Raw genomic sequence first — 26001 nt, 5'->3', positions numbered from 1 at the left:
GATATTAAAAAATAATAAGGAGAAGGTAAATGAGAGATAGAAAAAAGAAAGGTATGGCAATACTTTTAATTCTTGCCATCATCATGACCAGCATTCCGGCTTATGCAGCATCAAAGCCAGGCTTAAACAAAACGAAGGTTTCCTTAGAGACCAGTGGCAAGAAAAGGACATACCAGCTGGTTATCAAAAATCTGCCAAAAAAAGCAATCGTATCCTTTCAATCAGCTAATAAAAAGGTAGCCACCGTTAGCAGGAAGGGCCTTATAAAAGCAGTAAAACCAGGAAGTACCATGGTTACAGCTATGATTAAGGCTGAGAAAAAAAGCTATAAACTAACCTGTAAGGTAACTGTAAAGAAGAGTGAAAAAATAACCGAGGTCACGGTTTCTGGACAATCAGAGCTGGATAGGGCTCTTCTTAATAAGGATATCAGGAAAATTACTATAAAAACAAAGGCTGAGACTGCCTTGAGGATAGGCAGAGGTGATTATGGGAATATTGCTCTTGTAGTGAAGGCTCCAAAGGCTGATATCTATAATAGTGGCAGATTTGAAAGCATAACCATCCATGAGATAAAGGCAGATACCTGGCATGAAGAGGCAAGGGGGAACAGTCTTACCGTGCTTGCAGACAGCGGAAGAATCTTAGTATCCGAGGAAGCAGAGCTTGCGGCAATCGCAATTGAGAAGAAAGAGGCAAGGGTAGTAGTGGAGGTGCTTGGCAAGGTAAAGGAAATCTCCCTGAAGGAGCCTTGTGCTTTATCTCTCACGGGAAAGAAGGACACTTCCCCTTCAGAGGTAAGGCTGCTGGTGGAAGAGAAGGCAGAGAATAGTAAAATAACAACAGAGCTTCCGGTCAAAGCTCAGCTTTCCGCCAGGGTAGAGCTTCACTTAAAGCAGGGAGCAGAGGGAAGCTACATAGAGACTTCCAGAAGGGACATTCCGCTGATTGTTAAAAATGATACAAGGGATGCGGTGGAAATAAGAACTCCGGAAGGAATGACAAAGGTAGAAAATGAGCCTTCCCCTTCTTATGGGCAGATTGTGATACCAGTGAAGCCGGAGGAGCCAAAGAAAGAGGAGCAGCCAGCGAAGCCGGAGGAGCCAAAGAAGGAAGAGCAGCCAGTGAAGCCGGAGGAACCAAAGAAGGAAGAGCAGCCAGTGAAGCCGGAGGAACCAAAGAAGGAAGTGGAATTAAAGAGAGCACCCTTGTATGGAGCCTATTACAGAACCTGGAAGGATGTAGCATCTACGGGCTATGACGAGAATGAGACAGAGCGTAAACCAGAGAATCTGAAATCCCATGGTGGATTAAATAAAATGTCAGATATTCCGGATAGTGTGGATCTGGCTTTTGTATTTGCAGACTGGACTGCTGATGAAAGCGATTTCTGGAGGGTGCTGAAGGAGGAGTATGTGCCGGCACTGCACAAAAAGGGTGTGAAGGTAATCCGTACCATAGGCATAAAGGATGTATATGGAGTCCGTGGTCTTTCTAAAGAATTGGAATATGAAAAGAATGAAGAGGGCTATAAGAAGCTGGCCGGGGCCATTGTTGACAGGTATGTAAATGCCTATGGCTTAGATGGCCTGGATATCGACCTTGAGGGAATGGATTTACCGGACAATACATGGAATGGTCTTACAAAGAACTATTCAGAGGAACAGAAGGAGCAGTGCTATGAGCAGCTTATTTCTGTGATAAAGGAGATAGGAAAGCTGATAGGTCCAGGCAGTGAGCATCCAGAGAAGCTTTTTATTCTGGATACCACCATTCCTGCACCAAAAAGCCGGGTTTTTCAAAAGACCTATGAGGAATATAATTATGTGCTTGTCCAGATGTATGGAGTGACAAGTGAAAATGGGACCTGGGAGGTAGATGAAGCAGGCTTTAAGGATGGCACCAGAGACTCTATGTGGAATGGTTTTAAAGAATATATTAAGCCAGAGCAATTTATGATAGGCTTTTCCTTCTATGAGGAGGGAGGCGATGCGGGGGATAATATCTGGGGAGATACGGTTTCCAAAGATGGAAAAAACCCTGGAACACCAACGGATTCCAGAGCCTGCAGGCATGCTGTGTGGCAGCCGGAGGATGGGGTAAAGGCTGGTATTTTTGCTTATGCTGTGGATAGAGATGGAGTAAAGGAAGGTGTTGGCGCAGAGAGTGCAAAGAAAAATAATTGTACTATCAAAGATACAGACTCCAGAAAAAGGGATAGTAAATGGGGCGATAATACACCTCAGGTCAAAACGGAATATGAGTGGTCCATTGCATTGAAAAAGCAGATGGTGGAGCATGAGGATTATGCAAGGATTACAGCGGAGGATTTTCCGGATGAGGCACTGCGGAATTGTGTTATCAGGCAAATTGGAGACTATAAGGGCAATATAGCACGCTTTTCCGGAGAGCTGGTTATCGATGACCCGAATATCGAAAGTCTGCAGGGACTAGAAAATTTTGCAAATTTAAAGAAGCTTACGATAAAGGGACTTACAAAGCTTAAGGAGATAACAACCGCTGTGCTTCCTGCGTCTATCCGGGGAGTGCAAGGCTCACCTTATGAAAAGGAAGAGGTCAGGCTTGAACTGGCAGAACTGCCGGCACTTAACACCCTTGAGCTTAAGAATCTGGATTTAGAGCATCTGCCCTTTGCTGATACAGAGAGCTTTAAAGCTCTGAAGACCCTGGATATTTCCGAAAATCGGATTGATTTTTCCAATGGGACAGAGGATGCCAAAAAGCTTCAGAAGCTTAAGGCTACAGCAGGTGAGATTTTATTTGACAAGCAAAAGCCAAGGGCTTATATGGTGAATGGAGAGAAGAAATTTAAGCTGACTGTCTCTACAGCTTCGGCGATTACAGTGGATAATTTTTCCATGGGTGCCTATACCAGTGGGGGAACCTATATCCAAAGAGGAGAAGCCGGCTTCCAGGCCTTCAGGGAAAGCAAGCTGGATGGTATTGCCTTTGTAGATGAGACCTATAGCTACCAGGAATTTGCAAAAGCCTACTTCTTCAAAGAGCTTAAAGAGGGGAAGGAGGTAGAAAATACAGCTATAGCAAGATACAGCTTCAGGACAGTAAATCATACCGGTACGGATGTAGATAACCAGATTTCACTGGCAGAGGACGAAAGCTATACTGTCCAGGTTTTAGAAAAGGTAAAACGTAAGGGTACTGAGGTATATGATGATAAGGAATGCTTCCGCTTTGAGGTGATCGTAGGGGAAGGCAAGGAGCGGCTGGAAAATCTGACACAAAATAAGGCCGGCATTATCCATTCGTCCTTTTCAGGTGGGATGTACAGTTACGACTTTAATCAAAAAAAGGAAACGATATTTGATGGAGTGAAGGAGCCGAAGCAGGGAGAGGCACTTAGACTAGGTGGCAGTGAGGCATATATTATCTTTGACCTTGGCGAAGGGTCAGCAGTAGCAAAGCAATGGATTTTTTACAATGCATATAAGAATGTGTATGGAAATACTGCCAGAGAGACAGTGGACGGGGAGCTTTGGTACTATACAGGAGAAGGAAAACCTTCAGAACTCAGCTGGAATAATGATACCAAAAAATACGAATTTGGAGCTGGCTGGGTGAAGGCAGACAGCTTTGATAATCTGGGGGAGGCCAATGCTTATAGCAGCAAGCTTGAAAACATAGAGGCGAGGTATTGGTGCTTCAATATAACAAAGGTGAAGGCAGGTATAGTAGCCATCCCTGAGCTGGAAATTTTAGGACAATTCAAAGACTAAGGAAGTGTATCATGGTATTTACAAGACAGGAGGAAATCCGGATAGGCAGTCCCATCCTTGGAGGGGATATCCCTTTTAATGAGGGATGGAAATTTTATATGGGGGAATCGGAGTCTGCAAAAAGGAGCGACTTTAACGATGCTTCATGGCAAAGCCTTAGCCTGCCCCATGACTTTAGTATAGAACAGGAATTTACTGTGGAGGGGGAAGCCCAAAGCGGCTTCCTCCCAGGTGGCACAGGCTGGTATCGCAAGACCTTTCTTATGCCCGAAGCCTGTAAGGACAAAACCATCCTTTTAAGCTTCGATGGTGTCTATAAGGATAGCTATGTCTATGTCAATGGTATTTTAGTTGGGGAAAATCATTATGGATATATGCCCTTTTCCTTTGATATTACGGCTTTGCTTGTCTGCGATGGCGTTACAGAGAATACAGTGGCAGTCAGGGTCGAGCACACAATACCCTCCAGCCGCTGGTATTCGGGCAGTGGTATTTACCGGGAGGTAGCTTTGCTTGTTGTTCCCCCGGTGCATATAGCCCTGAATGGTATCAGAATAAGCACCCCAAGGCTTGCCAGAGAATATGGGAATGGGACTGCTACGGTAAGCTGTGAGGTGGAGATAGAAAATCTTCTGGAGGAAGGAAGAGAGGTAATTGTCCGTAATCAGATTTACAATGCCGATGGAATTCCTGTGTCAGAGACAGTGGAGACAGGCCAAAGGCTGGAGACAGGGACAAGGAGCTGTCTTATAGCCAGTGCGAAGGTATCCCATCCCTTGCTGTGGTCGTTGGAGGATCCGGTGATGTACTGTGTGAGGACAGAGCTTTTGGTAAGTAACCAGGTGATAGAGCAGCGGGAAACAAAATTTGGCTTTCGCTGGTTTGCCTTTGATGAGCAGGAAGGCTTTCGCTTGAATGGAAGGAATGTAAAGCTTTGTGGGGTATGCATGCATCATGATCAGGGAGCTCTTGGGGCAGCAGCCTGCTATGATGCCGTCTATCGCCAGCTATCGCTGATGAAGGAGATGGGGGCAAATGCCGTCCGTACTGCCCACAATCCTGCTGATAAGCATTTCCTTCAGATTTGCGATGAGCTGGGGCTTTTAGTGATTGAAGAGCTTTTCGACGGGTGGAATGTCTCCAAAAATGGAAACAGCCATGATTTTGCAGCCTATTTTAATGAGAGGCTGACAGAAAAGCAGGGGCTTATAGGTGGAAGCAGAGCCATGACCTGGGCAGAATTTGCCGTAAAATCTACGGTAAGGCGTGACCGTAATCACCCGTCCCTCATGCTATGGTCCCTGGGCAATGAAATTCAGGAGGGAGCCGCTGTCAGTAAGGAGTTTCCGAATATTGCAAAAAAGCTGATTGCATGGATCAGAGAAGAGGACAAGGAACGAAAAGTAACCCATGGAGATAATACCAGGGCCGGGAATGAGGTACTAAGAGAGGTTTTGGAGGTTGTAAGGAATAGTGGTGGCATTGTTGGCTTTAATTATGCAGCTGCCTCTGAGCTGGATGCCCTGACAAGGGTCTATGGCTGTCTGATTAGCTCAGAAACTGCTTCTGCTGTCAATAGCCGTGGGGTCTATACAACAGAACAAAGCAGAGCAAATGCTGATGGAAAATACCATCTTACCTCCTATGACAGTTCTACCGTGGCCTGGGGAAAAACCGCCAGTGCCTCCATTTACGATACCATGACCAGGGATTTTGTAGCAGGAGAATTTGTCTGGACGGGCTTTGACTATATCGGAGAGCCTACTCCATGGAATGGAATTGACAGGGGAAGTAAAACGGATGGGAGAGCTCTTCCTAATAGCAGCTACTTTGGGATTGTGGAAACCACGGGTTTTCCAAAGGATAGCTATTATCTTTACCGCAGCCAGTGGAACAGGAAGGATACAACCCTGCATCTGGTCACAGCCTGGGATGAAAAAAATATGCGAAAGGAAGAGGGAAAAACTCCCGTTGCTATCTATACCAACGGGGCCAGGGTGGAGCTTTACCGTAATGAAGAGCATATTGGTACAGCTACACGAAGGGTTCACAGAACGAAGGCCGGACACTGCTATTTTACCTATGAAATGGAAACAAGGGATATGGTTAATTGCACACCCGTAAGGGGAAGTGAAGGAAAAAGCCTTTATGCTAAATTTATGGTGGCATATGAAAAAGGGAGGATTTGGGCAAAGGCCTATGATGAACAGGGAAAGGAAATAAAAAAAACCGTTGGAAAGGCAATGGTATATACGCCAGAGGCGGCTGTGAAATTAAGAGTGGCAAGGGATAGAGAGTGTATCGCTGCTGATGGGAAAAGCCTGGTATATCTTACCTATGATGTGGTAGATGACCGGGGAGTCATCCATACCACGGCAAACCATATAATCCGAATCACACTGGAAGGGAATGCGCAGATAGCCGGTGTGGATAATGGAGATCAGGCTACGCTGGCTAAGTATCAGCAGCCAGCTGTTCTGTCAGAGGATAAAAAAACAGCTGAAATTGCTGCCTATGCCGGCAAGGCTCTGGTTATTCTGCGTTCCACAGAGGCTTCCGGTGAAGTAAGGGTAACAGCCCAGTCCGATGGCTTAGAGCCTGCAGTGACCACGGTGCAAATCATGGAAGCGAGGAATAAAAAGGCTGGAGAGCTTATCAGCTATCGGATGCCAAGACATTGCTATGTGCCTTTAGGAGCTGCAAGGGTAGAGCTCCCAGAGAACATAGAGGTTACCTTAAGAAACGGAAAAAAGGAAACCTGCCCTGTGAGCTGGAGCCCTTTTGACAGAGAAAGGCTGAAGCAAAGGGGAAATTTCCAGGTAACAGGAAGGCTTACCCTGGCCTCGGAGGCTCTGAATTTGTCTATCACTATCCATGTGTATAGTGAAATTGCGGGAGGAAAGAATTATTCCGGGATGACAAGGCCGGGAGTAATACCTGTTCTTCCGGCACAGGTTATGACCTATCTATCCGACGGAAGTGCCTTTGAAGAGGCTAAAGCAGTATGGCACATGGAAAATATGAATGCAGCGTCCTTTGCACATGCGGGAGATATGGTTGAGATTGAAGGAGAGGCTCTTCCTATGGATGGGAAGGCTTACCCGATCAGAGCCTTTATTCGTGTAGCTGTCCCTATCTACGGGGAAGAGATAAACATTATGGATCAGCTGCTAAGACTGGAAAAAAGAGAAGAGAAAAGAAAAAAGCTGCTTATTACCCTGACCTGGGCTACCGTTCACTGGATAGACAGTGTTAATCTTTATTTGGATAGCAGTATTTCCTTTTCCTACACTCTGGATGGTGTGGAATGGAAGGAGACAGAGTACAGAAAGACAGAGCTGGGAAAAAACAGGTATGCGTTTATATTTAAAGAGAGAATAGAGGCAATCGCCATTTGTCTGCGCCTTGAACAGGAGGCTTTTGAGGTGATAGAGGCTTCCGGAATAGAGGTAATGAGCAGGAGGGTTTCCTATGAATAAGAAACAACTTGTCGATGAAAGGATAAAGAGAAGGGAGTAATCATGCAAAAGGAAAGAAGTATATTAAAGTTGAAGCCAAGCTGTAAGGATTACCTTTGGGGAGGCCACAGGCTGGTGGAGGAATATGGGAAGGAGTATGATAAGGCAGTGCTGGCAGAAAGCTGGGAGCTGTCCTGCCATCCCGATGGACCATCGGTGATAGAAAATGGTATTTACGCAGGAAAGACATTGCGGCAGTATATTGATGAGGAGGGAAGAGAGGTTCTGGGAAGGAATTGCAGAAGCTTTTGTGACTTCCCGATTTTAATAAAACTGATTGATGCAAAGGATAAGCTATCCATCCAGGTACATCCGGATAATGCTTATGCCCTGAAAAAGGAGGGGCAGTATGGAAAGACCGAAATGTGGTATGTAATGGATGCCGGAGAAAATGCATTTTTGTACTATGGCTTCCAAAGGGAAATCAGCAGGGAAGAGCTGGAAAGACGTATTTACGATGAAACGCTTACGGAAGTACTCAATGCAGTTCCAGTTCAAAAGGGAGATGTATTCTTTATTGAAGCAGGCACTATCCATGCCATAGGTGGAGACATTCTGATCGCGGAAATCCAGCAAAATTCCAATGTAACCTACCGGGTCTATGATTACGGAAGAACAGGTAAGGATGGAAAAACAAGAGAATTACATATTAAGGAGGCCCTTGAGGTAACCAATCGGAAGCCAAGTGTCAAAAATAGCAGATGTCTCCCTCATGTGGCAGCTTGTGATTATTTTACGGTTGATAAGCTGAATCTGGATGGTGAGCTTATAAAAAGGGTGGAAGGAAGGGTTTTGGAAGAATCCTTTGCCAGTATTCTGGTTCTGGAGGGAGCAGGAGCTATTTCCAGTCAGGGAGAAGTGCTTACCTTCAAAAAGGGAGATAGTCTTTTTATACCTGCAGGAAGCGGAGACTATACCATAGAGGGCTGCTGTGAGGCTTTGGTTACTACAATTCCCGGGAAAAAAGAGGGAATCCGTATTGGAATCGATATTGGCGGAACCGATACAAAAATCGGATTGATAGATAAGCAGAATAAAATTATTGCACGGGAAACAATAAAAACCAATGGAGGGCGTACACCGGAGGAGATTGTCAGAGAGATTGGCGAAAAGACGCTGGAGCTTTTAGAAAGAGAGGAAATTGGAATAGAGGAGTGCAGCGGTGTGGGAGTTGGTGTGCCGGGAACGCTAGACTGTAAAAACGGAGTGGTAATCTATTCCAATAATATAAAATGGGAAAATGTTGCTATTGTAAGGGAGCTGGAGAGATATCTTCCGATACCCGTTTCCATTGCCAATGATGCAGATTGTGCTGCTCTGGGAGAGGCGGCTGCCGGGGCAGGGAAGAGATATCAGGATGTTATTATGCTTACCCTTGGGACCGGAGTTGGCGGCGGCGTTATTTTAGATGGCAGGGTATATCAGGGAAAAGGAATCGGCGGCTGCGAGCTGGGACATATGGTTATTATAGAAGATGGAGAGCTGTGTACCTGTGGCAGGCGAGGCTGTCTGGAGGCCTATTGCTCTGCTACAGCCCTGATTCGGGATGCGAAAAGGGCAGTCGGAAAGGATATGACACCAAAGGAGATCTTTGAAGCGGCTGATGAGGCAGGAGAGCTGAAGGAAATAGTAGATTTGTATATCCGCAGGCTGGGGGTAGGAATTGCAAATATTGTAAATATTTTCCGGCCTCAGATCGTGCTTCTTGGCGGGGGGATATCGGCACAGGGAAGCGTTCTTACCAAACCTCTTTGTGAGATATTAAAGAAAAGCTGCTTTGGTGGTGAGAGAGGAGATATTCCGGAAATTGCGATTGCCGAGCTTGGCAATGATGCGGGTATGATTGGAGCAGCGAATTTGCTTGACTAAAAAGGATAATCCAAATGAAAATTTGTAAGGATGACAGATTACAAATTTTCATTTGGATTTTTGCGTTTCCTGGTGGAATATCAGCTATTGACTTATCATGACAGGAATGTTATAGTATGTCTTATCAACGCGTTTAAGTGTTAAAGCGAAAATGTTTCAGGAGGATAGGCTTATGAGGAAGAAAACACTTGCCCTGTTTATGGCAATAATGATGGGAGTTACACTGCTTAGTGGCTGTGGTACTGTGGGCGGTGAAGCAAAAAGGCCAGAAGCATCGGCTGAGATGGAAAGCACAGAGGATAAGGTATTTAAAATCGGTATCTGTCAGCAGTTGGAGCATCCGGCTCTGGATGCAGCGACAGAAGGCTTTCGGGCAGCTCTGGTAGAGAAGCTGGGGGAAGATAAGGTGAGGTTTGATTATCAGAATGCCCAGGGGGAGCAGGCCAACTGTGCAACGATTGCAACCAAGTTTGTAAATGATAAGGTTGACTTAATTATGGCAAATGCAACTACAGCACTTCAGGCTTGTGCAGCAGCTACTGCAGATATTCCGGTGGTTGGTACCTCGGTTACTGACTTCGTATCTGCAGGTGTTGCTGAAAGCAACGAAGCACCGGGAAGAAATGTAACCGGAGCATCTGACCTGGCCCCGATCGACCGGCAGATTGAGCTTTTGAAAAAACTGGTACCGGAGGCTGAAACAGCAGGAATTTTGTACTGCTCTGCAGAGGCTAACTCTGTATTCCAGGCAGATAAAGCAGAGGCTGAGCTTACAAAGGAGGGGATTAGGGTTAACCGTTATACAGTGGCCGACTCCAACGATGTTCAGCAGGTTGTGACGAAGGCGGCAGAGGAATGTGATGTCCTTTACATCCCGACAGATAATACCATGGCTGATAATATGCAGGTTGTAAAAAATGTTACCCTTCCGGCTAAGCTTCCGGTAATCTCAGGAGAAGAAAATGCCTGTGCCGGAGGCGGCCTTGCTACCTTAAGCATTTCTTATTATAGCCTGGGCTATAATGCAGGTCTTATGGCATATGAAATTCTGGTAAATGGAGCGGACCCGGCGGCTATGCCAATTGAATATGCAGATGAAACTACAGTAAAATATAATGCGGAAATAGCTGAGGCACTGGGAATGACAATGCCGGAGGATATGGTCGCAATTGAGAAAGAGGATTAGAAATGATGTCACTGATTAATGCACTTCCGGGCTCCATAGCCCAGGGACTTATCTGGGGAATTATGGCGATTGGAATTTATGTAACCTATAAGGTATTGGATTATGCAGATTTAACAGTAGATGGCAGTATCGCGACCGGCGGTGCTGTAGCAGTCATGGGAATTTTAGGAGGAATGAATCCATACCTGGCTTTAGCATTGGCTTTTCTGGCAGGAATGCTGGCTGGGCTTGTGACGGGTATTTTTCATACCGCCTTTGGAATACCATCGATTTTATCGGGGATTCTGACCCAGCTGGGCTTGTATTCTGTAAATATGCGAATTCTGGGAAAATCAAACCAGGCAGTCAGTGTTGACACCTATAGCCTGATAGTAAGCCTCCGGTATATTAAAGAGGCCTGCCTGACCGCGGCAATTTTTTGTGCAGTTGTTATAGGTGTTCTTTATTGGTTTTTCGGAACTGAGCTGGGAGCTGCTGTGCGTGCGACCGGCTGTAATGAGCGGATGGCTAGAGCCCAGGGTATCAGCACCAGCCGCCAGAAGGTGCTGGGACTGATGCTTTCCAATGGCCTGGTAGGTATGGCTGGCGGTCTGTATGCACAGTATCAGGGAAGTGCAGATGTAAATATGGGACGGGGTGCGATTGTAATTGGTCTGGCAGCAGTTATTATAGGTGAGGTTATTTTTGGAAAGATTTTTCAGAATTTTGCTTTACGGATGCTGGCGGCAGTATTTGGTGCGATTATTTACTTTATTGTAATCGCTTTGGTACTGCAGCTGGGATTGTCCACCAATGACCTGAAGCTGTTTTCCGCACTGATTGTAGCACTGTTTTTGGCACTGCCTCATCTGAAGGGCAAATATTTTGAAGGACGGAAGGGAGGAAGGGCAGATGCTTAAAATAAAAGGAGTGTATAAGACCTTTAATCCGGGAACGATAAATGAAAAGAAGGCCCTGAATGGGGTCGATTTGGTATTAAATGAGGGCGATTTTGTTACTGTTATCGGTGGAAATGGTGCAGGAAAGTCAACACTCTTAAATATGATAGCCGGGGTGTATCCGGTAAATGCAGGCTCTATTTTTATTGATGATACAGAAGTTACCCGGCTTTCAGAGGATCAGCGTGCCAGATATCTGGGGCGTGTGTTCCAGGATCCTATGACAGGAACAGCTGCAGATATGAATATAGAGGAAAATCTGGCAATTGCGGCAAGACGTGGACAGAGGCGGCTTCTTGGCTGGGGAATTACAGCAAAGGAGCGAGAGGAATATAAGGAAAAGCTAAAGACTCTGGATCTGGGCCTGGAAAACCGGATGACAGCTAAGGTAGGACTTTTGTCTGGTGGACAGAGACAGGCCCTGACGCTTTTGATGGCCTCCCTGAAAAAGCCAAAGGTTCTGCTTTTAGATGAGCATACGGCAGCCTTAGACCCGAAAACGGCAAAGAAGGTGCTGGAGCTGACAGAGGAAATCGTGGAAAAGGATCATCTTACAACCCTTATGATTACCCATAACATGAAGGATGCTATTCGTCTGGGCAACCGACTGATTATGATGCATGAGGGACGGATTATCTATGATGTCTGCGGCGAGGAAAAGAAGATTCTTAAGGTAGCAGATTTACTTGCCAAGTTTGAAGAAGCCAGCGGAGGAGAGTTCTCCAATGACAGAATGATGCTGTCATAACTGCGTAAAAATTTTGAGAGGGAGATACTTGACTAATTTAGTATGATATAGTATAGTTAAGGCAGCAGGAGGAAAAATATGTTATTTACCAGAGAATGTGATTATGCAATTCGTGTCATGCGGACGCTTTCTACGGGAGAATGCATGAGTGTCTCCATGATAAGCGAGATAGAGAGGCTGCCTTATGCCATGACCTATAAGATTACCAGAAAGCTGGAAAGGGCTGGCCTGTTAAAAAGCTATAGGGGAAGTAAGGGCGGCTATGCTTTGAAACGAAATTCAGCAGAAATTACCCTTTATGATATCTGTGTGGTTATCATGCCGGATATTTTAGTTTTTGAATGCATGAAGGAGGGGCATAGCTGTCCTAAAAATACAGAAAAAAAGCCTTGTAAAATTCACTGCGAAATGGCACGGCTACAGAAGATTCTTATAGAAGAGCTGAAAAGAAAATCTTTAGAAGAAATCCTTTGGTAAGTAAGCTTATCAAAATCTTGACTATTTTAGTAAAGTATGTAGGAGGGACCAAAAATGAATCAATGTTATGGATGCAATACCTGTAAAAGTGCAGATAAGCCATTAGAAGAGTTTATTCGATCTCTTCCGATGGAGACTTCCCACCATAGAGTAGAGGGACAAAGCACAAAATGTGGTTTTGGATTGCAGGGAGTCTGTTGCCGGTTATGCTCAAATGGACCATGTCGGATTACACCAAAGGCTCCGAGGGGAATCTGTGGTGCCAATGCAGATACGATTGTGACTAGAAATCTCTTAAGGGCAGTAGCCGCAGGAAGTGGCTGCTACATTCATGTTGTAGAAAATACAGCTCTGAATCTGAAAAAGACAGCACAGGCTCGAGGAGAATTGAAGGGAATGGAATCCTTAAACCATCTGGCAGAGCTTTTACAGATTACAGAAGAGGATCCTTATGTAAAAGCAGAAAAGGTTGCCGATGCAGTACTTGAAGATATTTATAGACCGGAATATGTACCGGCAGCCCTGGTTGAAAAGATTGCTTATCAGCCGCGGGTTCAGCGCTGGAAGGAGCTGGGAATCATGCCTGGTGGTGCCAAGGCAGAGGTTTTCAAGGGGGTTGTAAAGTGCTCTACCAACCTTAATTCTGACCCGGTGGATATGCTGCTTGACTGCTTAAAGCTTGGTATCTCTACAGGCATTTATGGATTGACGCTTACCAATCTTTTAAATGATGTGCTTTTAGGGCAGCCAAAGCTTCGAACGGCTCCTGTGGGACTTCGTGTGATTGATCCGGATTATATCAATATTATGATTACCGGGCATCAGCATACAATTTTTGTGGATCTTCAGCAAAAGCTGATTTCTGATGCTGCAAAAAGAAAGGCAAGGGAAGCTGGGGCAAAGGGCTTTAAGCTGGTAGGCTGTACCTGTGTGGGACAGGACTTACAGCTTAGAGGTGCTCATTACACAGAGGTATTTGATGGACATGCAGGAAATAATTATACAAGTGAGGCAATTCTCGCTACAGGAGCAATTGATGCTGTTCTGTCTGAATTCAACTGTACTCTTCCGGGAATTGAGCCAATTTGTGATGAGTTAAAAATAAAGCAGATTTGCCTGGATGACGTGGCAAAGAAGGCAAATGCAGAGCTTATTCCCTTTGATTTTAAAAACCGGGAGGAGCAGAGTAACGAAATCATTGATAAGATTATTGCTGCCTATAAGGAGCGAAGAGGCAGCGTAGAGCTTAAGCTTATGAAGGATCATGGAAATGAACATACCCTTACCGGAGTTAGTGAAGGCTCTCTTAAGGAGTTTCTTGGAGGAAAATGGAAACCACTGATTGATTTGATTGTTGCGGGAAAGATTAAGGGAATTGCAGGTGTGGTAGGCTGTTCTAACCTTACCGCCGGTGGACATGATGTACTTAGTGTAGAGCTGACAAAGGAGCTGATTGCCAGAGATATCATTGTACTTACTGCGGGCTGCTCTTCGGGAGGCATTGAAAATTGTGGATTTATGACAAATGAGGCTGCTAAAATGGCTGGCCCGGGACTTCGTGCCGTATGTGAAAAGCTTAATATCCCACCGGTATTAAACTTCGGACCATGTCTGGCGATTGGGCGTCTTGAAATCGTGGCAACAGAAATTGCTGCTGAGCTGGGGGTAGATTTGCCACAGCTGCCGCTTGTTTTATCTGCTGCACAGTGGCTGGAGGAGCAGGCTCTGGCTGACGGCTGCTTTGGTCTGGCACTGGGACTGCCGTTGCATCTGGGACTTCCACCCTTTGTGACAGGAAGCAAAACAGCAGTAAAGGTGCTGACAGAGGATATGAAGGTATTAACGGGTGGACAGATAATTATCAATGGAGATGCAAAGGAGTCAGCAGATATTCTGGAAGAAATTATTCAGGAAAAGCGACAGGGTCTGCATATTTAGGAGGAGTGCTTATGAGAAGGATTATGATAAACGCAGCTGAATGTGACGGATGTAAAAACTGTGTAGTGGCGTGTATGCAGGCACATAGAGAAGCTCCAGGTACAATCTATGATCTGGATTTAACAGATATCCGGAATGAGTCCAGAAATCATATCGAATCAGTCTTAGATGGCAAATACCGTCCTATATTCTGCCGTCATTGTGATATGCCTGAGTGCGTTATGTCCTGTATGAGTGGGGCTCTTACAAAGGATTTTCTCACCGGACTTGTGTCTTATGATGAAGAAAAATGTGGTTCCTGCTTTATGTGCGTAATGAATTGTCCCTATGGAGTATTGAAGCCAGATCAGGCAACCAGAACAAGAGTTATAAAATGCGATTTTTGTCTGGAGAATGGTGGTGAGCCAAGCTGTGTTAAGGCCTGTCCGAAGGAGGCAATTTATATTGAGGAGGTGACGCCATGATACATATGATTATTGGAGCTGGAGCTGCCGGTATAACAGCAGCAAAAACAATACATCGTTTAGACCCGGAGGCTTATATTACGATAATATCGACGGATGAATATGTTCATTCCCGCTGTATGCTTCACCGCTACTTAAGCTATGAGCGTGACGAGAAAAGCTTATCTTTTGTAGAACCGGAATTTTTCGTTTCTGATCGAATTAACTGGATCTCAAAGGCAACGGTAAAAACCATTCGAACGAAAGAGAAAGAGGTTGTTTTGGAGAATGGGCAGAGCTATCACTATGACAGGCTTCTGATTGCAACAGGAGCTAACAGTATCATACCACCGGTAGGACAGCTTCGTGAGGCTGGTAATGTATTTGGGCTCCGTCATCTTTCAGATGCCCAGAAAATCCGGAAAATGGCAGAGCAGGCTTCTCATATTTTGATTATAGGCTCCGGCCTGGTAGGCATGGACGCAGCTTATGCTTTTTTAGAACAGGATAAGAAGGTAACAGTGGTGGAGATGGCAGACCGTATTCTGCCGATACAGCTCAATGAAAAGGCTGGAAAGGCTTATAAAGAGCTGTTTGAGCAAAGGGGCTGTCAGTTCCTGCTTGGGAAAAAGGCCTCTGAAACTCATATGGATGAAAATGGAAGCATAGATGCTGTTATTCTTGATGATGGAACAAAAATAAATTGTGATCTTGTCATCGTGGCTGCAGGCGTTCGTCCGGCTTTGGAGTGTGTGTTAGATACAAAAATTGCAGTGGAACGTTTTATCAAGGTATCAGATACTATGGAAACCAGCTGTCCGGGAGTTTATGCAGCAGGAGATGTAACAGGGCTTTCGGCAATATGGCCAAATGCCATGAAACAGGGAGAAACGGCTGCTTATAATATGTGTGGACAACAAAGATATTATGTTGACCGCTATGCTATGAAAAATACCATGAATTTTTATGGACTTACGACCCTTTCTTTAGGGCGTGGAGTGGAAGAGGCTGGAGATACTGTGCTGGAATGTGAGGATTCAGGAAATTATAAGAGAGCAATTCTTCGAAATGGAAGATTAGAAAGCATTTTGCTTCAGGGTTCTATCGATTATGCAGGAATTTACCAGTATCTGATTAAAAATGAGGTTGATTTGAGTATGGTTAAAAAGGATATTTTCCATCTTTCTTTTGGAGATTTTTATGGGATAGATGAAAAAGGAGCTTATTTTTATACTTACAAATGATGATGAAAAAAGCTGTCACTTGAACGATAATGGTATCGTGAGGTGACAGCTTTTTTAAGGAAAAAACAGTTGCTAGGATGATGAATTAATGTTAGAATATAAATTAGTGTTGTGGAATGAGAGGGATTCCATTACAAATTTATATAGGAGTGAAAGGGAACATGAATATTATAACAAAGATGTTCGGTACTCATAGCCAGCATGAGCTGAAGCGGATTTATCCGATTGTAGATAAAATTGAGGCTATGGAGCCGGAGCTTGAAAAGCTGACAGATGAAGAACTGAGAGCTAAGACCGATGAATATAAAAACAGATTGCAGAATGGAGAGACACTGGATGACCTGCTTCCGGAGGCTTTTGCTACGGTAAGAGAGGCTTCTAAGCGTGTGCTGGGTATGAGACATTACCGTGTACAGCTGATTGGTGGTGTGATTCTTCATCAGGGTCGTATTACCGAGATGCGTACTGGTGAAGGTAAGACCCTGGTTTCTACTCTGCCTGCCTATTTGAATGCCTTAGAGGGTAAAGGTGTACACATCGTTACCGTTAATGATTATCTGGCAAAGCGTGATGCAGAATGGATGGGACAGATTCATGAGTTTTTGGGCTTAAGGGTCGGCGTTATCTTAAATGGTATGGAAAGCGAAGAAAGAAGAGCTGCCTATGCCTGTGATATTACTTATGCTACGAACAACGAGCTGGGCTTTGATTACTTAAGAGATAATATGGTTATTTATAAAGAGCAGCTGGTGCTCCGTGACCTGCATTATGCGATTATTGATGAGGTTGACTCTGTACTGATTGATGAGGCGAGGACACCTTTGATTATTTCCGGTCAGAGCGGTAAATCTACCAAGCTTTATGAAGCCTGTGATATTCTGGCAAGACAGCTGGAGCGTGGTACTGCAAAAGAGCTTACCAAGATGGATATTCTGATGAAGGAAGATGACAATGAAACCGGTGATTTCGTTGTTAATGAAAAGGATAAAAATGTAAACCTGACAGAAAAGGGTGTTAAGAAGGTAGAGAAATTCTTCCAGATTGAGAATCTGGCTGACCCGGAGAACCTGGAAATCCAGCATAATATTATTCTTGCTCTGCGGGCACATAACCTGATGTTCCGCGATAAGGACTATGTAGTTAAGGATGATGAGGTCTTAATCGTAGATGAGTTTACTGGACGTATTATGCCGGGCCGCCGTTATTCTGACGGCCTTCATCAGGCGATTGAGGCAAAGGAGCATGTAAAGGTAAAGCGTGAGAGTAAGACTCTGGCTACGATTACCTTCCAGAACTTCTTTAATAAGTATGCAAAGAAATCTGGTATGACCGGTACTGCTTTGACAGAGGAAAAAGAGTTCCGTGAAATCTATGGTATGGATGTTATTGAGGTTCCGACCAACAAACCAATTGCCAGAGCGGATTTGCAGGATGCGGTATATAAGACAAAGAAAGAAAAGCTTCATGCGGTAGTAGATGCTATTGTAGAGGCTCATGAGAAAGGCCAGCCAGTACTGGTTGGTACAATTACCATCGAAGCTTCTGAGGAATTAAGTGATATGCTCCGCAGAAAAGGAGTTCCACATAAGGTACTGAATGCGAAATTCCATGAAATTGAGGCAGAAATTATTGCTGATGCCGGTCAGTACGGTGCAGTAACTATCGCTACCAACATGGCAGGCCGTGGTACGGATATTAAGCTGGGCGAGGGAGTTGTAGAGCTTGGAGGTCTGAAGATTATCGGTACAGAGCGTCATGAGTCCCGTCGTATTGATAACCAGCTGCGTGGCCGTGCCGGTCGTCAGGGAGATCCGGGAGAGTCCCGTTTCTATATTTCCCTGGAGGATGACCTTATGCGACTGTTCGGCTCTGAGAGGCTGATGTCTATGTTTACCTCTATGGGACTTCCAGAGGGTGAGCAGCTGGAGCATAAGATGCTAAGCAGTGCCATTGAGAGGGCTCAGATGAAGATAGAGTCTAACAACTTTGGCATTCGTAAGAACCTGTTGGAGTACGATCAGGTAAATAATGACCAGCGTGAGATTATTTACACAGAGCGTAAAAAGGTATTAAATGGCGAAAGTATGCGTGATGTCATCTATAAGATGATGACAGATACGATAGAACGTCTGGTGAATCGTTGCATTGGTGATGACCAGACACCGGAAGAATGGGATATGGAGGAATTAAACCAGCTAATTTTACGGATTTATCCTATGCCTCCGATTAAGCTTACCGAAGAACAGATAAAGCATGGAAAGAAGGCCGAGCTGATTCAGCAGCTAAAGGAGGCTGCTGTGAAGCTTTATGAGGCAAAGGAAGCGGAATTCCCAGAGCCAGAACAGATTCGTGAAATTGAGCGGGTTATCCTGTTAAAGGTAATCGACCATAAGTGGATGGATCATATTGATGATATGGATCAGCTGCGTCAAGGCATCGGTTTGCAGGCTTATGGACAGAGAGACCCTCTGGTAGAGTATAAGTTCATGGGCTATGAGATGTTTGAAGAGATGACAGAGTCTATTGAAGAGGATACGGTAGGTGCTCTTCTCCATGTACGGATTGAGCAGAAGGTAGAAAGAGAACAGGTTGCCAAGGTGACGGGAACAAACAAGGATGATTCTGCGGGAAAGACTCCTGTAAAGAGAACCAGCAAGAAGGTTATGCCAAATGATCCATGTCCTTGTGGAAGCGGTAAGAAATATAAGTTCTGCTGTGGAAGAAATGCGTAGCCACAGAAAAGAAATGAAAAAGAGGTGAATGATATGGTAGAGTTAGACCAGTTTAAGTATACTCTGGGTACCTATGCAAAGCCATTAGAAGAAATCGGGGATTCACTTTGACCTGGCTAATAAAAAGCTTAGGATTGAAGAGCTGGAGCTGATTATGGAGGCTCCGGACTTTTGGGAGGACCCGGAGAGGTCTCAGGAGTGTATGAAGGAATTAAAAGGTCTGAAGGGTACTTTGGATACCTATAACCAGCTGAAGGGAGAATACGAGGATATTGAGACTCTGCTGGTGATGGGCTATGAAGAAAGTGATGCTTCTCTGATTCCGGAGATAGATGAAGCCCTGAAGGAGTTTATTGAACACTATGAGAACCTGCGTATCCAGACCCTTCTTTCTGAGGAATATGACAAGGATAACGCGATTCTTACCCTTCATGCCGGTGCAGGTGGTACGGAAAGCTGTGACTGGGCGAGCATGCTGTGCCGGATGTACCAAAGATGGGCAGAGAAAAAGGGCTTTTCTGTTACTATGCTGGATTATCTGGATGGTGATGGGGCTGGGCTTAGGTCGGTAACCTTAGAGATTGCCGGAGAGAATGCTTATGGATATTTAAAATCCGAAAGAGGAGTACACCGTCTGATACGGATTTCCCCTTTTAATGCGGCAGGTAAGCGGCAGACTTCCTTTGTATCCTGTGATGTCATGCCAGATATTGAAGAGGATATTGATATTGAGATTGCAGATGATGACATTCATATCGATACCTATCGCTCCAGTGGTGCCGGTGGACAGCATATTAATAAGACCTCTTCGGCAATCCGTATTACTCATTTTCCGACAGGAATCGTAGTACAGTGCCAGAATGAGCGTTCTCAGCACATGAATAAGGATAAGGCAATGCAGATGTTAAAGGCAAAGCTCTATCTTTTAAAACAGGAGGAGAATGCAAAGAAGGAATCGGAAATCCGTGGTGAAACGAAGGAGATTGGCTGGGGAAGCCAGATTCGTTCCTATGTTATGCAGCCATATTCGATGGTAAAGGATCACAGAACCAATGTAGAGACGGGAAATGTAAGTGCTGTACTGGATGGAGATATTGATTTGTTTATTAACGCATATTTAAAGAGCATCAGCAAGTAGTAGAGAGGAGTAAGCTATGGCTACAAAAAGAGTTGTATTTTTCTATCTGGACAGATATGTATACGGACTGGATGTAGAAGCAACCAAAGGGATTGAAAAAATGCTGGATTTTATCCCAGTACCAAGCAGTTTGCCCCACATTAAGGGACTCTTAAACCTGCGTGGAGAGGTAATTCCTGTTTATAGCCTCCGTACCAAGCTGGGGCTTTTGCCAAAACAGCCAGACAGTGAAACTCAGCTGATTATTGGCGGTCTTAAGAATGGAGTTATGCTAGCCATGGAAGTAGACCGAATGCGGGAAATTATAGAGGTAGATGATAAGGAGTTCACCGCTGTGCCGGCTCTGATTCAGAACCAGAATACTGGCTATATTTCCAAGGTGGTACATCTTAAGGATACACTGGCCATCATGATCGACCTGGAGGGTATGCTTACGGAGGAGGAAAAGCGGAACATCCAGAAGTTTATTGAGGATAGCAAGAAGCAGGAAGAGGCTGTAGAGGAAGCTTCTGAGGAAGAGGAATAAATTACGTTTAAAGAGTCTGGCTGTGGTTTTAAAACGAAGTGTTTCGTTGTGAAACCACAGCCGTTAATTTCTTTTTTTAATGGCAGGACTGTGGTACTATTAAATAGAGAATAAACAGGATTGGGGGTAATTTTTCCGTGAAGGAAACGCGTTTGCAGGAGGATGCCTATATTTATGATAAAAGAAAGAATAAGGCAGAAAGGCAGAAATGGAAGGAATTAAGCGGTGCAGAGAGATGGCAGTATTTTAAGGATTACTATCTGATAAAAACGCTGGCGATACTTGGAGCACTAGCCTTTGGTCTCTGGTTTTTTTCTAACATACTTTCACCTAAAAATGAGATAGATTTGTATGTTGCTTTGATTAATAGCAGTTCAACTCAGGAAAAAGAAGACGAGATGATGAAATCCCTGGCAGGACTGTTAGAATGCGAGAATCTGGAGAATGTTGTTTTGGACAGCTCCTATTTTATAGAGCTTGAGGGAATGGACCAGGGAAGCCTGGGAGCTATACAGAAGCTTTCGGCACAGGCACATTCCAAAATGCTGGATATTGTAATTGCTGGGGAAGAAGAATTTCATTATTTTGCAAAGCAGGGGTATTTTATGGATCTGGCAGAAGCTCTGCCGACGGATCTGTATAGCCGATTGTCCGACAGAATCTATCTGGATCGGACAAAAGAGATGGAAGGTGAAAAGGTAAGCTACGGAGAAACGATGGCTTATGGGATTTATCTGAAGGGATTGCAGCGGTTTGAGGAGCTGGGGACGGGAATGAAGACTCCGGTAATTGGCATTGTGGCAAATACTCAAAATCAGAAAAGCAGCGTAAAGGCATTAAAATATTTGACAAAATAAAAATATTTTGAGGATTGACAGAAATCAATTTATCTATTATTATAGGTAATAATAAAACTGCAGAGGAAAGTGGAACTCGCCCTTGAGCAGTCTTACTGAACCTTTAGTAGGTAAGGACGGAAGCTGACCGTTATCAGACAGCAGGATATACAGCCATTGGCCTGTATCCAGTGAGTGCACACGATAAGGTGTGAAAAAGAGTGGTACCGCGTAGCCAGCCTGCGTCTCTTGGGATAGAGACGCAGGCTTTTAGTTTTTTATGAAGGAGGAAATGCAATGCTGAATTATGGCAGATACAAAAGAAACCCAGTAGTAGATTATCCAGAAAGGCAGTGGCCGAATAAGGAGATTGAAAAGGCACCAGTCTGGTGCAGTGTAGATTTGCGTGACGGCAATCAGGCTTTGATTGAGCCGATGGTAGTAGAAGAGAAAATTGAATTTTTTAATCTTTTAGTTAGGCTGGGCTTTAAGGAGATAGAGGTCGGCTTCCCTTCCGCTTCCCAGATTGAGTATGATTTCCTGCGACAGCTGGTAGAGCGGAAGCTGATACCGGAGGATGTGATAGTTCAGGTGCTGGTACAGTGCCGGGAACATCTGATTGACAGAACCTTTGAGGCTCTGGAGGGAATTAAGACGGCGATTGTTCACATTTATAATTCTACTTCTACCCTGCAAAGAGCTGTTGTTTTTAACAAAAGCAAAGAGGAAATTAAACAGATTGCTATCGATGGAACGAGGATGGTAAAGGAAAGAGTGAAGGACTTTCCGGGAAAGATTATCTTAGAGTATTCACCGGAGAGCTTTACCGGAACGGAGCTTGATTATGCACTGGAAGTCTGTGAGGCTGTACTGGATGAATGGGGAGCTTCTAAGGAAAAGCCGGTGATTATTAATCTGCCTTCTACGGTAGAAATGAATACACCAAATGTCTATGCAGACCAGATTGAGTGGATGCACCGTCATTTTAAAAACCGGGAGGCGGTTATCTTAAGTATTCATCCGCACAATGACCGGGGTACAGCAGTAGCCTCTGCAGAGCTTGCCTTGCTTGCCGGCTGTGACCGTATTGAGGGTACGATTTTTGGAAATGGAGAGAGAACTGGTAACGTAGATATAATGAATATTGCCTATAATATGTTTTCCCAGGGTATCAATCCTAACCTGGCGATTGAAAATATAAATGAGATTATAGAGGTTTATGAACGCTGTAATAAGATACCGGTTCATCCAAGACATCCCTATGCAGGTAAACTGGTATTTACTGCCTTTTCCGGCTCTCATCAGGATGCCATCAACAAGGGTGTCAAGGCAATGGAGGAGCGGAAGCAGAAGCACTGGGAGGTACCCTATTTGCCAATTGATCCATCCGATATCGGGCGGCAGTATGAGCCGATTGTCCGCATCAACAGCCAGTCCGGCAAGGGTGGCGTAGCCTTTGTAATGGATACTTATTTTGGTTTCCGTCTTCCAAAGGGTATGCACAAGGAATTTGCAGATGTCATCCAGAGGATTGCAGAACGGCAGGGTGAAGTGGCTCCAGAGCAAATCATGGAGGAATTCAGAAAAAATTACCTGGAAGCAAAAGAGCCGCTGCACTTTAAAAAATGCAAAATTGAGGATATGGAAGGCGATGAAACCAGAGTATTTGTGACCTATACAGACCACGGTGAGGAAAAGAGCTTTGAGGCAGTTGGTAACGGACCGATTGATGCGGTACAAAGAGGTATGGAAGAGCAGTACCATATGGATTTGAAGGTGCTTGATTATAATGAGCATGCTTTAAGCACCGGCTCCAATGCCCAGGCGGTTACCTATATCCATATGTTAAATAGAGATACCAATGAAGTGACCTATGGTGTTGGTGTCAGCTCCAATATTACACGTTCTTCCCTACGGGCTATCTTTAGTGCGGTGAACCGTCTGCGAAAGAATTTATAATTTTCTATTGACAAAAGCGTTTATATACTGTATATATTAATATATACAGTATATAAACGCTGAGTTAATGGGAGGTTGCTTATGGTAGAAGTGAAAAATGTAAAAAAACAGCTGGGAAGCTTTGTTTTAGAGGATATTTCTTTTTCTCTCCCAAAAGGCTATATTATGGGGCTCATTGGAGCTAATGGTGCCGGAAAAACAACACTTCTTCATCTTTTACTGGGACTTTATGCACCCGACGAGGGCTCTGTGAAGATTGATGGAATGGAGGCTTATGATGAAGAAGTAAGGGTGAGAGGTGAGATTGGCTATGTGTTAAATGAAGAGCTTTTTTGTGGAGGAATGACCCTTTTACAGAATGGCGATTTGTATGGGAAATATTATGAAAGCTATGATAGAGAGCTTTTGAAGGCTTATTGCGGTCGCTTTGGGCTTTTGGTGAATAAACCGTTAAAAAAGTATTCAAAGGGAGAAAAATTAAAATTTCAATTTGCCTTTGCTCTGGCTCATAAGCCGAAGCTTCTTTTGCTGGATGAGCCGATGGCAAGCTTTGATCCGGAATTCCGGCAGGAATTTGTGAAGGTGTTAATGGAATTTATGGAGAACGGTGAGCACAGTATTGTCCTGGCAACTCATCTGACCAGAGATTTAGAGCGTCTGTCAGATTATGTTACCTTCCTTGATAAGGGAAGACTGGTATTTTCACTGGAGAGAGGGCAGCTGGAGGAACGTTACCGTATGGTGAGTGGCGAGGCTTATAAGCTGAGGCTTTTGCCAAAGGAACGGGTGATTTACAAGGAGAAGCGGGAATTCTGTTCCAGAGCTTTGGTAAAGCATAATCGGCTGGCAGGCTATGACAGGGAACTGCAGGTGGAGATACCATCACTGGAAGATATTATGTATTATATTTTAAAGGGAAAGAAAGGGGTGCGATAGTATGTGGAAAATGGTGCTGCTGGATTACCGGTATCATTTCAAAGAAGGTGTGAAGCGGGAAGCAGGGAAAAATGGTTACTTTTTTTACCTTTATTTACTGACCTTTCCGTTGATTTTCTATCGTATTTCTTTTGTCTATTATGCAAGTTTTATACCAATGCTTCTGGGCCTTTTGCTATCCCGGATGTATGGGGGAGAACGAAATAAAACTTTATTTTTATGCCCACTGTCCAGAGAGGAAAGAATAAAATACTTTAAAACAGGATATGGTATCCGGACCTTATTTCCTATCAGCTGTTTATGGGTGACAAATATTATATTGATGTTAGCGGGAAAGAGGGAAAGAATACTGGGGCTGTTGATAGGACTTGTAGCGACAGCTTATATTCTGGCAGTTAATATGTATTGTCAGCCTGTTAAAAAGAAATCCGTCCTGGTGGAAGAGACCTATCATCTGCCGGGGAGCTATGAAGTGTGGAATGTAATTATTCAGATAGGAGGCATTTTGACTGTTGGAATTATGGAATTTGCAGCATTAGAGGGAAAAGAGATGATTCGCAGCTGGGAATGGGGGCTTTTGGTAATTATGGCCATAGGCTATCTTCTGCTTGTTCTTCGAATGATACAAAAATATTATGAGCCGGTTATGGAACAGACGGTAGACTATGAAATCAAAGGCTGGCAGAGAGGATGGTCGGAATATGAAGGTAATAATCAGAACCCAGGGAACACTGGCAATCTATGAACAGATTGCTGATCAGCTGAAAAATGCCATTGTGACAGGGGAGCTTTCGGCTGGGCAGGCACTGCCCTCTATCCGATCCCTGGCAGGGGAGCTGGAGGTTAGTGTGATTACGACAAAAAGGGCCTATGAGGAGCTGGAAAAGGAGAAGCTAATTCGTTCTGTACCGGGCAAGGGCTTTTATGTTTGTGAATATAATAAGGAATATTTGAAGGAAAAGCAGTATATTGGATTAGAAAGACGGATGCAGGAGGTGCTTTCTGACTGCAAAAAGGCAGGAATGACAAAAGAGGATGCACTGGATATGGCAGAAGCCCTGTGGGAGCTCTAGGAGGGAGAACTATGCAATTGGAATGGAAGAAAGTTAGTGGGACAGAAAAGGATTTTTGCCTGCGGGAGATTTCCTTTTTGGCAGAGGCCGGATATCTGACTGGAATTGCTGGAAGGAATGGAGCTGGGAAAACGACGTTGTTTCGCTATATGCTGTCTGGAAAGAAATTATATCAGGGAGAAATCCTTCTGGACGGAGAACCGCTGCACGGAGGAGAGGAAGCAGTGCATACACGGCAGATGAGGAAAATTGGACATATAGCAGATGAGCGGAAGTTTTTTGAGGAATATACAGCAATGGAAAATGCAAGACTGTTTTCTGTATTTTATGAAAACTGGGAGGAAGAGGTCTTTTGCAGAGTAATGAAGCAGATGGAGCTTTCGACAGGAAAGCTACTTGGAAAAATGTCCCGGGGAGAGCGGCTTAAGTTTCAAATGGCCTTTGTGATGGCTTACCATCCGAAGCTTTATCTTCTGGATGAGGTAACTGGTGGCATGGATCCGGTATTTCGGCGGGAATTTTTCCGACTTCTCCGTGAAATATTAAAAACAGAAGAAGCAGTTGTACTTATGGCGACCCATATCCAGGAGGAGCTGGAGGAGAAGATGGATTATATTGGCATTTTAGAGCAGGGCATTATGGTTTCCTTTGGAGAAAATACACCTGTATAGAAAAGAGGGATGAC

19 protein-coding genes are annotated in these 26001 nt (G+C 44.5%); all 19 read left to right on the top strand.

The window, feature by feature from the left end; translation table 11 throughout:
• Nucleotides 1–29 precede the first annotated feature (29 nt).
• The 19 genes from ASU35_RS00220 to ASU35_RS00130 all read left to right on the top strand — a co-directional run bounded on the left by ASU35_RS00220 (nucleotide 30) and on the right by ASU35_RS00130 (nucleotide 25987).
• Nucleotides 30–3755, top strand: a complete 3726-nt coding sequence (locus tag ASU35_RS00220; protein ID WP_058351116.1) for an EndoS/ChiA family endoglycosidase — start codon at nucleotides 30–32, stop codon at nucleotides 3753–3755.
• Between the two features lie 11 nt (nucleotides 3756–3766).
• Complete coding sequence (locus tag ASU35_RS00215) at nucleotides 3767–7234, top strand: glycoside hydrolase family 2 TIM barrel-domain containing protein (protein ID WP_058351115.1); 3468 nt, start codon at nucleotides 3767–3769, stop codon at nucleotides 7232–7234.
• 42 nt (nucleotides 7235–7276) lie between these two features.
• Nucleotides 7277–9142 (top strand): type I phosphomannose isomerase catalytic subunit, encoded by a 1866-nt coding sequence (locus tag ASU35_RS20545; protein WP_058351114.1) that lies wholly within the window; start codon nucleotides 7277–7279, stop codon nucleotides 9140–9142.
• A gap of 172 nt (nucleotides 9143–9314) precedes the next feature.
• The gene (locus ASU35_RS00205; protein ID WP_058351113.1) at nucleotides 9315–10328 is read left to right on the top strand and encodes an ABC transporter substrate-binding protein; all 1014 of its coding nucleotides are present in this window, start codon (nucleotides 9315–9317) and stop codon (nucleotides 10326–10328) included.
• Between the two features lie 2 nt (nucleotides 10329–10330).
• Nucleotides 10331–11227, top strand: a complete 897-nt coding sequence (locus ASU35_RS00200; RefSeq protein ID WP_058351112.1) for an ABC transporter permease — start codon at nucleotides 10331–10333, stop codon at nucleotides 11225–11227.
• Nucleotides 11220–12014 carry an ABC transporter ATP-binding protein gene (locus ASU35_RS00195; RefSeq protein WP_058351111.1) on the top strand — a complete coding sequence of 265 codons (795 nt, stop codon included), beginning with the start codon at nucleotides 11220–11222 and terminating at the stop codon, nucleotides 12012–12014. Before ASU35_RS00200 ends, ASU35_RS00195 begins: the two co-directional genes overlap by 8 nt.
• 78 nt (nucleotides 12015–12092) lie before the next feature.
• A complete protein-coding gene (locus tag ASU35_RS00190; RefSeq protein WP_058351110.1) occupies nucleotides 12093–12491 on the top strand; it encodes an RrF2 family transcriptional regulator in 399 nt (132 codons plus the stop codon).
• Between the two features lie 54 nt (nucleotides 12492–12545).
• Nucleotides 12546–14429 (top strand): anaerobic carbon-monoxide dehydrogenase catalytic subunit, encoded by a 1884-nt coding sequence (gene cooS, locus ASU35_RS00185; protein WP_058351109.1) that lies wholly within the window; start codon nucleotides 12546–12548, stop codon nucleotides 14427–14429.
• Nucleotides 14430–14440: 11 nt separating this feature from the next.
• Nucleotides 14441–14893 (top strand): 4Fe-4S dicluster domain-containing protein, encoded by a 453-nt coding sequence (locus ASU35_RS00180; protein WP_058351108.1) that lies wholly within the window; start codon nucleotides 14441–14443, stop codon nucleotides 14891–14893.
• A complete protein-coding gene (locus ASU35_RS00175) occupies nucleotides 14890–16116 on the top strand; it encodes an NAD(P)/FAD-dependent oxidoreductase (protein ID WP_058351107.1) in 1227 nt (408 codons plus the stop codon). The genes ASU35_RS00180 and ASU35_RS00175 overlap by 4 nt, the downstream gene beginning before the upstream one ends.
• A 161-nt stretch (nucleotides 16117–16277) precedes the next feature.
• The gene (secA, locus tag ASU35_RS00170; RefSeq protein ID WP_058351106.1) at nucleotides 16278–18848 is read left to right on the top strand and encodes a preprotein translocase subunit SecA; all 2571 of its coding nucleotides are present in this window, start codon (nucleotides 16278–16280) and stop codon (nucleotides 18846–18848) included.
• Nucleotides 18849–18881: 33 nt separating this feature from the next.
• A protein-coding gene (prfB, locus tag ASU35_RS00165; protein ID WP_147525314.1) for a peptide chain release factor 2 occupies nucleotides 18882–19986 on the top strand; the annotation gives its coding sequence in 2 pieces (ribosomal slippage) (nucleotides 18882–18956 and nucleotides 18958–19986; 1104 coding nt in all).
• Nucleotides 19987–20002: 16 nt separating this feature from the next.
• Nucleotides 20003–20512, top strand: a complete 510-nt coding sequence (locus tag ASU35_RS00160) for a chemotaxis protein CheW (protein WP_058351104.1) — start codon at nucleotides 20003–20005, stop codon at nucleotides 20510–20512.
• Between the two features lie 137 nt (nucleotides 20513–20649).
• On the top strand, nucleotides 20650–21369 hold the full coding sequence (locus ASU35_RS00155) for a hypothetical protein (protein WP_147525313.1): 720 nt from the start codon (nucleotides 20650–20652) through the stop codon (nucleotides 21367–21369).
• A 276-nt stretch (nucleotides 21370–21645) separates the two neighbouring features.
• Nucleotides 21646–23307, top strand: coding sequence for a 2-isopropylmalate synthase (gene leuA / locus ASU35_RS00150; protein ID WP_058351102.1), 1662 nt, complete (start codon nucleotides 21646–21648; stop codon nucleotides 23305–23307).
• A gap of 81 nt (nucleotides 23308–23388) precedes the next feature.
• Complete coding sequence (locus ASU35_RS00145; protein WP_058351101.1) at nucleotides 23389–24243, top strand: ABC transporter ATP-binding protein; 855 nt, start codon at nucleotides 23389–23391, stop codon at nucleotides 24241–24243.
• Between the two features lies 1 nt (nucleotide 24244).
• Nucleotides 24245–24988, top strand: a complete 744-nt coding sequence (locus tag ASU35_RS00140; RefSeq protein ID WP_058351100.1) for a hypothetical protein — start codon at nucleotides 24245–24247, stop codon at nucleotides 24986–24988.
• Entirely contained in the window at nucleotides 24945–25316 is a 372-nt protein-coding gene (locus ASU35_RS00135) for a GntR family transcriptional regulator (protein ID WP_058351099.1), read from the top strand. The genes ASU35_RS00140 and ASU35_RS00135 overlap by 44 nt, the downstream gene beginning before the upstream one ends.
• Nucleotides 25317–25327: 11 nt before the next feature.
• Nucleotides 25328–25987 carry an ATP-binding cassette domain-containing protein gene (locus tag ASU35_RS00130; RefSeq protein WP_058351098.1) on the top strand — a complete coding sequence of 220 codons (660 nt, stop codon included), beginning with the start codon at nucleotides 25328–25330 and terminating at the stop codon, nucleotides 25985–25987.
• Nucleotides 25988–26001 lie beyond the last annotated feature (14 nt).

This window comes from Acetivibrio ethanolgignens (assembly GCF_001461035.1).
Lineage (GTDB): Bacteria > Bacillota > Clostridia > Lachnospirales > Lachnospiraceae > Velocimicrobium > Velocimicrobium ethanolgignens.
This window is presented reverse-complemented; position numbering and strand designations above follow the sequence as displayed.

What these genes read in the sequence shown, in the direction of transcription:
- cooS (WP_058351109.1), top strand. Translation starts at nt 12,546, where the DNA reads ATGAATCAATGTTATGGATGCAATACCTGTAAAAGTGCAGATAAGCCA.
- ASU35_RS00160 (WP_058351104.1), top strand. Translation starts at nt 20,003, where the DNA reads ATGGCTACAAAAAGAGTTGTATTTTTCTATCTGGACAGATATGTATAC.
- ASU35_RS00175 (WP_058351107.1), top strand. Translation starts at nt 14,890, where the DNA reads ATGATACATATGATTATTGGAGCTGGAGCTGCCGGTATAACAGCAGCA.
- ASU35_RS00190 (WP_058351110.1), top strand. Translation starts at nt 12,093, where the DNA reads ATGTTATTTACCAGAGAATGTGATTATGCAATTCGTGTCATGCGGACG.
- ASU35_RS00130 (WP_058351098.1), top strand. Translation starts at nt 25,328, where the DNA reads ATGCAATTGGAATGGAAGAAAGTTAGTGGGACAGAAAAGGATTTTTGC.
- secA (WP_058351106.1), top strand. Translation starts at nt 16,278, where the DNA reads ATGAATATTATAACAAAGATGTTCGGTACTCATAGCCAGCATGAGCTG.
- ASU35_RS20545 (WP_058351114.1), top strand. Translation starts at nt 7,277, where the DNA reads ATGCAAAAGGAAAGAAGTATATTAAAGTTGAAGCCAAGCTGTAAGGAT.
- ASU35_RS00180 (WP_058351108.1), top strand. Translation starts at nt 14,441, where the DNA reads ATGAGAAGGATTATGATAAACGCAGCTGAATGTGACGGATGTAAAAAC.
- ASU35_RS00215 (WP_058351115.1), top strand. Translation starts at nt 3,767, where the DNA reads ATGGTATTTACAAGACAGGAGGAAATCCGGATAGGCAGTCCCATCCTT.
- ASU35_RS00205 (WP_058351113.1), top strand. Translation starts at nt 9,315, where the DNA reads ATGAGGAAGAAAACACTTGCCCTGTTTATGGCAATAATGATGGGAGTT.
- ASU35_RS00200 (WP_058351112.1), top strand. Translation starts at nt 10,331, where the DNA reads ATGATGTCACTGATTAATGCACTTCCGGGCTCCATAGCCCAGGGACTT.
- ASU35_RS00135 (WP_058351099.1), top strand. Translation starts at nt 24,945, where the DNA reads ATGAAGGTAATAATCAGAACCCAGGGAACACTGGCAATCTATGAACAG.
- ASU35_RS00145 (WP_058351101.1), top strand. Translation starts at nt 23,389, where the DNA reads ATGGTAGAAGTGAAAAATGTAAAAAAACAGCTGGGAAGCTTTGTTTTA.
- ASU35_RS00220 (WP_058351116.1), top strand. Translation starts at nt 30, where the DNA reads ATGAGAGATAGAAAAAAGAAAGGTATGGCAATACTTTTAATTCTTGCC.
- leuA (WP_058351102.1), top strand. Translation starts at nt 21,646, where the DNA reads ATGCTGAATTATGGCAGATACAAAAGAAACCCAGTAGTAGATTATCCA.
- ASU35_RS00140 (WP_058351100.1), top strand. Translation starts at nt 24,245, where the DNA reads ATGTGGAAAATGGTGCTGCTGGATTACCGGTATCATTTCAAAGAAGGT.
- ASU35_RS00195 (WP_058351111.1), top strand. Translation starts at nt 11,220, where the DNA reads ATGCTTAAAATAAAAGGAGTGTATAAGACCTTTAATCCGGGAACGATA.